10 protein-coding genes are annotated in these 10329 nt (G+C 59.5%); 1 reads left to right on the forward strand and 9 read right to left on the reverse strand.

All coding sequences use genetic code 11. The features are described from left to right. Positions 1-143: 143 nt before the first annotated feature. The 5 genes from KW838_RS12195 to KW838_RS12215 all read right to left on the reverse strand — a co-directional run bounded on the left by KW838_RS12195 (position 144) and on the right by KW838_RS12215 (position 5306). Entirely contained in the window at positions 144-878 is a 735-nt protein-coding gene (locus tag KW838_RS12195; RefSeq protein WP_015093699.1) for an amino acid ABC transporter ATP-binding protein, read from the reverse strand. Continuing rightward, positions 875-1546, reverse strand: a complete 672-nt coding sequence (locus tag KW838_RS12200) for an amino acid ABC transporter permease (RefSeq protein WP_102699059.1) — start codon at positions 1544-1546, stop codon at positions 875-877. The genes KW838_RS12195 and KW838_RS12200 overlap by 4 nt, the downstream gene beginning before the upstream one ends. Then, positions 1546-2292, reverse strand: a complete 747-nt coding sequence (locus KW838_RS12205) for an amino acid ABC transporter permease (RefSeq protein ID WP_007975080.1) — start codon at positions 2290-2292, stop codon at positions 1546-1548. Before KW838_RS12205 ends, KW838_RS12200 begins: the two co-directional genes overlap by 1 nt. Before the next feature lie 193 nt (positions 2293-2485). Further along, positions 2486-3400 carry a glutamate/aspartate ABC transporter substrate-binding protein gene (locus tag KW838_RS12210; protein WP_218501194.1) on the reverse strand — a complete coding sequence of 305 codons (915 nt, stop codon included), beginning with the start codon at positions 3398-3400 and terminating at the stop codon, positions 2486-2488. A gap of 277 nt (positions 3401-3677) precedes the next feature. After that, positions 3678-5306 (reverse strand): glucan biosynthesis protein D, encoded by a 1629-nt coding sequence (locus tag KW838_RS12215; RefSeq protein WP_007975078.1) that lies wholly within the window; start codon positions 5304-5306, stop codon positions 3678-3680. Between the two features lie 419 nt (positions 5307-5725). Between KW838_RS12215 and KW838_RS12220 the strand changes: the two genes are divergently transcribed. Further along, on the forward strand, positions 5726-5911 hold the full coding sequence (locus KW838_RS12220; protein WP_007975077.1) for a hypothetical protein: 186 nt from the start codon (positions 5726-5728) through the stop codon (positions 5909-5911). 38 nt (positions 5912-5949) lie between these two features. Here KW838_RS12220 and KW838_RS12225 read toward each other — a convergent pair whose 3' ends face one another. From KW838_RS12225 to KW838_RS12240, 4 genes are all read right to left on the reverse strand, one after another. Then, complete coding sequence (locus KW838_RS12225; protein WP_218501195.1) at positions 5950-6240, reverse strand: type II toxin-antitoxin system RelE/ParE family toxin; 291 nt, start codon at positions 6238-6240, stop codon at positions 5950-5952. Continuing rightward, positions 6218-6466 (reverse strand): CopG family ribbon-helix-helix protein, encoded by a 249-nt coding sequence (locus tag KW838_RS12230; protein ID WP_218501196.1) that lies wholly within the window; start codon positions 6464-6466, stop codon positions 6218-6220. Before KW838_RS12230 ends, KW838_RS12225 begins: the two co-directional genes overlap by 23 nt. Before the next feature lie 164 nt (positions 6467-6630). Further along, the gene (locus tag KW838_RS12235) at positions 6631-8493 is read right to left on the reverse strand and encodes an NAD(P)-binding protein (RefSeq protein WP_218501197.1); all 1863 of its coding nucleotides are present in this window, start codon (positions 8491-8493) and stop codon (positions 6631-6633) included. Positions 8494-8555: 62 nt separating this feature from the next. Then, positions 8556-10040, reverse strand: a complete 1485-nt coding sequence (locus KW838_RS12240; RefSeq protein WP_218501198.1) for an APC family permease — start codon at positions 10038-10040, stop codon at positions 8556-8558. Between the last annotated feature and the right edge of the window lie 289 nt (positions 10041-10329).

Genomic DNA, 10329 nt, shown 5'->3' on the forward strand with positions numbered 1-10329 from the left:
GGGTGGCGAAGCCACCCCAATCTCAGCCAACGCGGTGAGTCAGTAAAAATGCGTCTGCCGGTTCTGGGGCCGCTACGCGACCCAACGGGGGCAAGCCCCCTCGCCACAAAAGCCCGCTCCCACAAGTAGGAGCGGTGTTTTTCTTAGTGCTGCAGAATCTTGTTGAGGAAGTGCTGCGTACGCTCGGCCCGGTGGCTGATGTCGCCGAAGAACTCTTCTTTCTTGCAGTCTTCGATGATCTTGCCCTGGTCCATGAAGATCACCCGGTCGGCCACTTTACGGGCGAAGCCCATTTCGTGGGTCACGCACATCATGGTCATGCCTTCGTGGGCCAGTTGCACCATCACGTCGAGCACTTCGTTGACCATTTCCGGATCCAGCGCCGAGGTCGGTTCGTCGAACAGCATGACGATCGGGTCCATCGCCAGCGCACGGGCAATCGCCACACGCTGCTGCTGACCGCCGGACAATTGGCCCGGGTGCTTGTGGGCGTGAGCCGAGAGACCGACGCGCTCGAGCAGTTGCAGGCCTTTCTTGGTGGCTTCTTCCTTGCTGCGGCCCAATACCTTGATCTGCGCGATGGTCAGGTTCTCGGTGATGGTCAGGTGCGGGAACAGCTCGAAGTGCTGGAACACCATGCCCACGCGCGAACGCAGTTTCGGCAGGTTGGTCTTCGGGTCGGCGATGGAGGTGCCGTCGACCACGATGTCACCCTTCTGGAACGGCTCCAGGGCGTTGACGCATTTGATCAGGGTCGACTTACCGGAACCGGATGGCCCGCACACCACGATCACTTCGCCTTTTTTGACCTCGGTGCTGCAATCAGTCAGAACCTGGAAGTCCCCATACCACTTGTTGATGCTTTTGATAGAGATCATACGGCGAACCTTTTTTGCAGACGCTTGACCAGCTGCGAGGCGGCAAAGCTGATGATGAAGTACACGAGACCCGCGAAAATCAGGAACTCATTGGAGCGGCCAATGATGTCGCCACTGGCGCGCGAAGCATTGAGGAAGTCCACCAGGCCGACGGCGTAGACCAGCGAGGTGTCCTGAAACAGGATGATGCTCTGCTGCAGCAACAGCGGCGTCATCTTGCGGAACGCCTGCGGCAGAATGATCAGGCGCATCATCTGGCCGTAGGACATGCCCAGGGCTTGGGCTGCACCCATCTGGCCCTTGGGAATCGACTGCACACCGGCACGGACGATTTCGCAGAAGTACGCCGCTTCGAACATCATGAACGCCACGATGCACGAGGCGAACGCGCCGATCGGCGTGTCTTCGCCGGTAATCCAGCGCAGCACGAACGGTACCGCCAGGTAGAACCAGGTGATCACCAGCAGCAACGGAATCGAGCGGAAGTAGTTGACGTACGCGCCGGCGATGTTTGACAGCAGCTTGTTGTGGGACAGGCGCATCAACGCCAGGATGGTGCCGAGGATGATGCCACCGACCACGCCCATGGCCATCAGCTTGAGGGTCATGACCATGCCGTTCCACAGGCCCGGCAGGGACGGGATGATGCCCGAGAAATCGAATTCCATCATTTACCCCCTACGGAGATCAGGCCCGGTACGGCGACTTTCTTCTCGACCAGGCGCATCAGCAACATCAGGCTCATGTTCAGGGTGAAGTAGATCAGCGTGGCCAGGGTAAAGGCTTCGAACAGGTTGGCGGAGAACTCGGCGGTCTGTTTGGTCTGCGCGAGCAGTTCCATCAAGCCGATCAGCGAGGCCACGGAGGTGTTCTTGAAGACGTTCAGGAATTCCGAGGTAAGCGGCGGAATGATGATCCGGTAAGCCTGGGGCAGCAGCACGTTCCAGTAGATCTGCGGCAGCTTGAAACCCATGGCGCGGGCCGCGGATTCCTGGCCTTTGGGCAGGGCCTGGATACCGGTGCGCACCTGTTCGCACACCCGGGCGGTGGTGAACAGGCCCAGGCACACGACGACGCTGAGGAAGGCCGAGGTGGTCGGGTTCAGATCCTGCTTGTACCACTCTTGCAGGTCCGCCGGCAGCAGGTCGGGTACCAGGAAGTACCAGATGAACAGCTGAACCAGCAGCGGCACGTTACGGAAGAGTTCGACGTAGCAGGTGGCGATGCCCGATACGATGCGGTTCGGCACGGTACGCATGACGCCCAGGATCGAGCCCAGTGTCAGGGCGATGATCCAGGCCGCGATGGCGATGCCGATGGTCCAGCCCAGACCGGACACGTACCAGTCGAAATAGGTCTCGCTGCCCACGCCGGTGGACTTGAAGAACACGCCCCAGTCCCAGTTGTAATTCATTAGGGTCTCCCCTCGGATTCGATCGATGTACAAATGCCCGCTTGGGGGAAGCTCCGTTCCCGCCTGTCCTTGGGGGACAGGCACACGCGCTCGGCTCGACAGCCACCGGTTCGAGTGTTTCCAGAAATGCCAGCAGGGAGTGCATTCCCCTGAAAGGGCTACGGCCCTTTCAGGGGATAAGGTTAGTCAGAAATCAGGACTTCTTGTCGTCAGCCGCTTTATCAGTCGGATTGGCGATCAGGGCCTTGAGTTCGTCGCTCATCGGGAAGTTCAGGTTCAGGCCTTTTGGCGGGATTGGCTGCATGAACCATTTTTCGTAGATCTTGTTGATCTCGCCCGATGCGTAGGTGGCCTTGATGGCGTCATCTACAGCCTTTTTGAACGGCTCGTCGCCTTTGCGCACCATGCAGCCGTAGATTTCGTAGGACTGTGGAGTGCCGGTCACGGCCCAGTCGCTTGCTTTCTTGGCCTTGGCCGCTTCACCGGCCAGCAGGGCGTCGTCCATCATGAAAGCCACGGCACGGCCGGTTTCCAGCATCTGGAACGACTCGCCGTGGTCTTTGGCGGAAATGACGTTCATGCCCATCTGCTTGTCGGCGTTCATCGCCTTGAGGATGCGCTCGGACGTGGTGCCGGCGGTGGTCACGACGTTCTTGCCGGCCAGGTCAGGGAAATCCTTGTACTTGGAGTCTGCCTTGGACAGCAGGCGAGTACCGATTTCGAAGATGCCGACGGAGAAGTCAACCTGCTGCTGGCGCTCGACGTTGTTGGTAGTGGAACCGCACTCGAGGTCCACGGTGCCGTTCTGCACCAGCGGGATACGGGTTTGCGAAGTCACCAGGTTGTATTTGACCTGGAGGTTCGGCATGTCGAGGTCTTTTTTCAGGGCTTCGACGACTTTCAGCTGGATGTCGTGGGAGTAGCCGACCGGTTTGCCGGTAGCATCCGCGATATAGGAAAACGGAATGGAAGCGTCGCGATGGCCCAGGGTGATGGTGCCGGACTCTTTGATCTTCTTCAGGGTGCCGGTGAGTTCGGCGGCGAAAACCGGAGTGCTGATCAGAGCGGCAGCAATGGCTGCGCCCAGGATATGGGGAACGATGCGCATCAAATTTTCCTCGACTTTGTTTTTTTTATGGAGCCAGTTCATCGGCCCTTTTGTGCTGCAAAACACCTGAGCGCTACGATGAGTGAGCGCAAAGGACATTCGTCGAAGAAGTGTAGAGCATGACTCGTGCCAGACCAGTCGCTATTAGTCAAGGTATTGATTTATAAGGAAATTAAGTTTTTCTTGCGCTGAAATTTCAGTGGGACGATCCGGTTAACCGAACCGACCCGCAGGTCGCGTTCGGAAAACCGAATGGTGGCAGGGTGCTACCCGATCATCAGGTGTACTTGCGCTTGTCCGGCGCTGGCGGGAAGTACTGGTACAACCAGGTCTCACTCAGCGTGCGGTCGTTGGTGCGGATGAACAGGCGCAGTTCGACAGGCTCCACGCTGTCATTGGTCGGGTACCAGTCAAACAGGACACGGTAACCCTTGATGTCATCGAGCTTGAGCACGCTGAAATCCTTGACCTCGCCGTTCGAACAAGTGACCACCGGCTCGATGCCCGCGCCTTCGGGCAGGCGGTCCAGGCCGCCGCCAGTGAAGTCCACGGCAAAACGACGGGCCCAGACGGGCGGGTAATGCTCGCCCGGCGCCCAGCCTTCGGTGAAACCGCCCATCCCGGAACGGGTGGCATTGACCCGCGCCAGCGGCGTGCCGACCGGTGGCAGCGCGCTCCAGTAGAGCTTGTAGCCGTAGTTCAGCGAGTCGCCGGCAGCCACCGGTTTCTTCGGGGTCCAGAAGGCGACGATGTTGTCCATGGTCTCGCCGGTGGTAGGGATTTCCAGCAGATCGACCGAGCCTTCGCCCCATGCGGTGGTCGGTTCGACCCACAGGCTCGGGCGGCGGCTGTACCAGTCGACGGTGTCCTGATAGCTGGCGAACTCGTGGTCGGTCTGCACCAGGCCGAAACCTTTCGGGTCCTTGTCGGCGAAGGCATTGAATTGCAGGGTCGCCGGGTTGTTCAGCGGGCGGCAGATCCACTCGCCGTTGCCGCGCCACATGGCCAGGCGGTCGGAGTCGTGGATTTGCGGGTGAATGGTGTCGCACATGCGGCGTTCGTGGGTGCCGCAGCTGAACATGCTGGTCATCGGCGCGATGCCCAACTGGTCAATGGCGGTGCGCGCGTTGACGTGGGCATCGACTTCCATCACCACGCGTTCGGCCTGGCAGTCGATATCGAAGCGGTAGGCACCGGTGGCGCTCGGCGAGTCGAGCAGGGCGTAGACCACGAAGCGGGTGCTGTCCTTGTCCGGCGTCTCGAACCAGAACTTGGTGAAGTCGGGGAATTCTTCGCGCTTCTTGGCGTAGGTGTCGATGGCCAGGCCGCGGGCCGACAAGCCGTACTGGCCGGTGGCGTCCACCGCACGGAAATAACTGGCGCCAAGGAAGGACACGACGTCGTGCTTGTCCAGCTCCGGGGCCTTGAACAACTTGAAGCCGGAGAAACCCAGGTCGCCCTTGAGCTGAGCGGTGTCGACCGTGGTGTTTTCATAGTTGAACAGTGACGGGCGGAAATGCACCTCGCGGGCCATCCGGGTTTTCGGGTCGACGCTGTACATGCGCACCGGCTGCTTGAACCCCATGCCGACGTGGAAGAACTGCACGTCCAGTTGGCCCTTGAGTTCTTTCCACAACGAATGATTGCCGTCGTAGCGGATCGCATTGAAGTTCTGCGGCGTCATGGTCGCCAGGGTCGGCGGCAACTGTTGCTTGGTGTCCTGGTAACGATTGCTGGCGAGCTGTTTGGCCTGGAGCTTCAGCGCCTCGAAATCGAATGCGCTGGCCTCGCCATCAGCGGTGCCGCCACTGGCGGCCCAGGCTTGGGCGGCCAACAGGCCTGTAGCGGACAAACCGGTGTAGGCCGCGATGGCCATGGAGGCTTTGAGCAAGTTCCTGCGGTGCATAAATACAACCTGTCGTGAGCAATCCCGCGCCGTTCCTGGCACGTGCTGGATCAGAAAAAACGGTTCGGACATGCCTTCGGCCAAACGCAACGGACTGTAGAACAGATGCCCGACAGCTTAAACCGTTCGATTGCAGAGCAAAATTGATTGATGGCACAGCGCCGGCTCGGCAATGAAACAAGACATGTCGGGAAACAATTCCGACAGGGGTTTCTGATTTACAGGGCATTTCTGCTTTTTTCGACTAATTACTCTAAAAACCGCTTTTCAGCGCCCGGAATATTTCTATTCTGTGCACATGACCGGTTTATGCCCTTCGGACCGGTGCGGTTCAGCGGGCACCCAGCGGCTGCTGAAAAAGGGATAGGGCGATGCGGTTTTTTGCAGTTTTCTTTGACGTATAGAGAAGGACATCGTCCATGTCGAAAGTACAAGGCATCACCGAAATGTTGGGAATCTTTCCGTGCCTGGCCATCGGGCGACGCAGGCGCCGGCTTAATAACGAGGAAATGAAACTGGTGGAGCGATATAGGGAGTTGTCGGAGAGCGACAGGATCGCGATGAGGTATCTGGTGGATGCGATGAGGAGTGTTTCGCGGTTTTGAAGCAAATGGGGCATCCCGTCCTGGCTGGATGCCCCTTATTACCAATCCTGAGAGCGCTCGGATCGCTGATGCAGCACGCGCAGAACTTGTACCTGGCCATGGGAAAATCGATAAGGGGCGATAAAGGGAAAACGGCCAAGTACCAACTCTCGGACATCGGGCATGCCTGAAGGCCTGCCCGAGCCGGGAAACTGTTCCAATAGTTCAAGGGATTGCAAAATTGTGGAAATGATTTCGAAGGCGACTTTTGCGCCAACTACCTTTCGGTAGTGCTCGTGGATGGCATCGAGATCGCTTTCGGCTTTTTCAGTCAGTACTACGCTCGGCACGTTTTGCCCACTTAGCCTTCACGGCATCCAGATCGGTGAGTTTCCCCGCGTCGGCATCGGCGATGCCGTCACTGATGGCTTGCAGATGCCAGGACTCGGCTTCCACATATCGAACCAATGCACGCTTGAGATGGTACTGACGATCTCTGTCGGTCGCCGCAGCCAATAAATCCAGCTGCTGAGCCAAATGTTCTTCGACGCGAAAAGACAAAACGGGTGAGGCCATGATGGCTCTCCTAAGGTGTATACGCTGTAAACGACGTAAACACCCTAGGCCGAGCCGGGGTTTTCGTCAACCGCAGGCGTGCATGGGCTGTACGAAACTCTAGTGCGGCGAACACGAACGAGAGGGAAGGATGTATTGCCAGATGCTAATCCAACGACGTGGGGTTAACCCACTTCCCCCACCGCCCGATACGCCTCATCGATCGCCGCATGGGCATACGCACTCCACGCCGCGTCCGAGTTGGCGATGCTCACGCGTCCAACAGGCTGACGGGCCAGGTTCATCAGTTTTTCGCTTTCGTCGGCATCGTCGTACAGGCTGTTGGAGAAGTACGCGTAGCCGTGTGACCAGCGGTTGACGGTGATGGCGAGGATGTCGGTTTCGTGATTGAAGCCGCCAGGCCCAAGCATGCGTTGCAGTTGGTCACGCAGTTGCGCTTCCAGTTGCTCGAACGATTGGCCGTACAGGCGGCCACGGCCGGCGCGGGCCTGGTCGCGGGCGTTCATGCCGCTGTTGGGGCTGGTGGGCACGTAGACCATGTGCAGGCCGATCGGCTGCGTCGGGTCTTTCGGGTGGTCGTAGCCGCCCATGCTTACCGGATAGTCGAGTTTGATCCGGCTGTAGGGTTGGGTCGCCGCATAGATTTCGTGCACGCCGAGTTTCTGGAACGACTGCCAGTTGCGGATCACGACCTTGGTGTACACCAGCGGGAACTTCACGTTCTGGCTCAGGGCGTGGGATTGCTCCGGCGACAGGTCGCGCAGCAGGTACGGGATGATCATGTTGTAGCAGGCCATGATGCAGTGCTTGCCGCGCACCTGGCTGAGCTGGCCGCCGCGGCTGTAGCCGACGTTCACGCCGCTGCCGACGTTGCGCACGCTCACCGCTGTGCTGTTGAGGCGGATGCGCACCGGGGCTTTGGCCTGATCGAGTTTGGCGTAGTCGAACGGGGCGAGGACGATATCGTCCATGGTGTTCCCCGGTGCCACGGCCGGGATCAGGCTGCGCACTAGCAAGCGCGCCAGCGAGGCGTTGCCGTCGGGGAAGTGGTAGATGTAGGGCTCTTCCATTTCCGCCCGGGCTTCTTCGCTGATCGGCTCCAGGTTCATCGCGCTGAAGCCTGGGAAACCGACTGAGTAGGCGTCGGACGCGGCGACCGCATCGATGCTCAGGGCCATGAAGTCGTTGGTGCGGCTTTGGAAATACTTCACCGCTTGAGCTGACAAGCCTACGTCCTTGAGCAGGAAATCCTGGTAGCTGATGGCTTCCAGGTGCGCGGTTTTTTCCTCGGTGGTTTTGCCGGGCAGGTAATCCTTGGGCGTCATGTGCAAGGCGATCAACGCCTGGCGGTCGGCTTGCGGCAGCGGGAAGTCGTTGATGAAGTCCGGGATGGAGCGGGCGTGCAACTGGCCCGGGGCGATGTCGTCGGCCACCATCGGCGTCGGGTCGCCGGTCACCAGTTTGTCTTCGCCGAAGTTTTCCTTGTCGAAGAACACCCCGCGCGACAGGCCCAGGCCCGGGTAGAACTGGCGATCGAATGCGGTCTCGAAGCGTTTGATGTTCACCCCGAGCTTCTTCAGCAGGCCGTTCACTTCCTGGCTGTACAGATGATTTGGCGACTGGAAGGCTTCACTGCCGCCGTAGCCGATGATCATGCGACCACCGGCGGAGAATTCGTTGCGCTTGGCGTGGCCGCCGAAGTCGTCGTGGTTTTCCAGAATCAGGATGCGCGCTTTCGGATGTTTCTCACGGTAGAACCACGCAGCGGACAGTCCGCTGAGGCCGCCTCCTACCACCACCAGGTCATATTCCTCGGTGATCGGCAGCTTGTCGGTGTCGAAGACCTTTTTCTCCCAACCCATCTGGTGGGCCATTTCGAACGAACCGACGTGGTTACCCCGCAGGCCGGTCAGTGCTGGAGGGTAGTAGCGCCCGTCAGGGGCAGCCTGGAGAAGTTGCAGAGGGGTCATGCCGGCAGCGATGGTGACAGCGACGCCGTTGAGAAAGTCGCGGCGGGTGATATCCATATTCAATCCTTGTTGGTTTTTCAGATCGCCCCGGCGCCACAATGGCACCGGGGCGAATGCCGTTACCGGCTGACTTTCCAGGCATCGCCCGCCGGGGCGGTGCCGTGGTCATAGGGTTTGGCGATCCACATGTAGAGCAGGCCCAGGCCAATCACGATGGCCGTGCTCAGTACCATGGCGTAGTTGATGTACCACGCGGCATCCGGTGTCCGTGGCCAGGCCATGTTGATAATGGCCCCGACACCATAGACCAGTGCGCCGATGTTCACCGCCCAGCCCCAGGCGCCGAGGGTGAATTTGCCGCTCGGTTTCCAGCCCTTCATGCGGGCGTACAGGGCCGCGAGCACGATCATCTGGAACGCCAGGTAGATGCCGATGGCCGCGAAGCTGACGATGGTGGCGACCGCATCCTGCAGGAAGAAGCCGAGGATGATGATAAGCGCCGGCAGGACACCGGACACGAACAATGCGGCAACCGGAACCTGCGTCGTAGGGGAAATCTTCTTCAGCAGTCGGCTGCCGATGACCATTTCGTCACGGGCGTAGGAATACAGCAGACGACTGGCCGCCGCTTGCAGGCTGATGACGCAGGAGATGAAGGAAATCATCACCACGCCCATCACCAGTTTCGAACCCACCGGCCCGAATGCGTTGTTGAGGATGGTGGTGACCGGGTCCTTGTCGGTGCCATTGATCACCGCTTGCATGTCTGGCACCGCGAGGATCAGCGCCAGGCAAGCGAACATCGCCGCGATGCCGCCGATGTAGATGGTCATGCGCATCGCCACCGGGATCTGCTTGCTCGGGTTCGGGGTTTCTTCGGCCACATCGCCGCAGGCCTCGAAACCGTAGTACAGGAACATCCCCGCCAGCGAAGCGGTGAGGAACGCCGGCAGGTACGAGCCGTCGACGCTGATATCGAAGGTGTTGAACAACACGCTGATCGATTGATGACGCTCGAAGATCAGCAGGTAAACGCCCACGATGACTGCGCCGACCAGTTCGCAGAGGAAGCCGAACATGGCGATGCGCGCCAGCACTTTGGTGCCGCTGAGGTTGACCAGGGTGGCGAAGAGCGTCAGGAACAGGGCGATGATGATGTTGGTGTTGTTGCTCGGTTCAAAGCCCATCATGGCGGCCAGGTACGGACCGGCACCCACGGCAACCGCCGCGATGGTCACGCACAGGGCGATGGAGTAGATCCAGCCGACCATCCACGCCCAGCGCTTGCCCACCAGACGACGGGCCCATGGGTACACGCCGCCGGAAATCGGGAACTGCGAAACCACTTCGCCGAAGATCAGGCATACCAGCAGCTGGCCGCAACCGACCAGCAAATAGGCCCAGAACATCGGTGGCCCGCCTGCGGCCAGGCACAGGCCGAACAAGGTATAAACCCCGACGACCGGGGACAGGTAGGTAAAGCCCAGGGCGAAGTTTTCCCACAGGCTCATGCTGCGATTGAAGTTGGAGGTGTAACCCAGTTTGCGCAGTTGCTCGGCATCGCTGTCGGCAACGGCTGCAGAGAGATCGGGTGATGCACTCATGTGTGATTGCTCCGGAAAATCGGCAGATTTCGGATGTCCGAAACCGTGACGGGGCCTTGAGGGCACCGCCAGGATCGGTGGTTATTGTTTTTGGTGTTGCGGTGAATCCTTGATGTAAATCGCCGACATCATCCGTGTGTCTGCTGAAAAGATCGCAGCCTGCGGTGTAGTGGTTCATTTTTTTTGAACCGCTCTGTAGGAGCATTAAGCCGCCTGTTGCTCATACAGCGCAGGCGGCAAGTTGTTCGAGGCAGAGTGGCAACGGCGATGGTTGTAATGGGAGATGAAG

The organism is Pseudomonas sp. PDM27 (assembly GCF_019219205.1).
Classification (GTDB): Bacteria; Pseudomonadota; Gammaproteobacteria; order Pseudomonadales; family Pseudomonadaceae; genus Aquipseudomonas; species Aquipseudomonas laurylsulfatiphila.

Excerpts from the sequence above, each read along its gene's own strand:
- KW838_RS12195 (WP_015093699.1), bottom strand. The coding sequence starts at position 878 with ATGATCTCTATCAAAAGCATCAACAAGTGGTATGGGGACTTCCAGGTT.
- KW838_RS12200 (WP_102699059.1), bottom strand. The coding sequence starts at position 1,546 with ATGGAATTCGATTTCTCGGGCATCATCCCGTCCCTGCCGGGCCTGTGG.
- KW838_RS12205 (WP_007975080.1), bottom strand. The coding sequence starts at position 2,292 with ATGAATTACAACTGGGACTGGGGCGTGTTCTTCAAGTCCACCGGCGTG.
- KW838_RS12210 (WP_218501194.1), bottom strand. The coding sequence starts at position 3,400 with ATGCGCATCGTTCCCCATATCCTGGGCGCAGCCATTGCTGCCGCTCTG.
- KW838_RS12215 (WP_007975078.1), bottom strand. The coding sequence starts at position 5,306 with ATGCACCGCAGGAACTTGCTCAAAGCCTCCATGGCCATCGCGGCCTAC.
- KW838_RS12220 (WP_007975077.1), top strand. The coding sequence starts at position 5,726 with ATGTCGAAAGTACAAGGCATCACCGAAATGTTGGGAATCTTTCCGTGC.
- KW838_RS12230 (WP_218501196.1), bottom strand. The coding sequence starts at position 6,466 with ATGGCCTCACCCGTTTTGTCTTTTCGCGTCGAAGAACATTTGGCTCAG.
- KW838_RS12235 (WP_218501197.1), bottom strand. The coding sequence starts at position 8,493 with ATGGATATCACCCGCCGCGACTTTCTCAACGGCGTCGCTGTCACCATC.
- KW838_RS12240 (WP_218501198.1), bottom strand. The coding sequence starts at position 10,040 with ATGAGTGCATCACCCGATCTCTCTGCAGCCGTTGCCGACAGCGATGCC.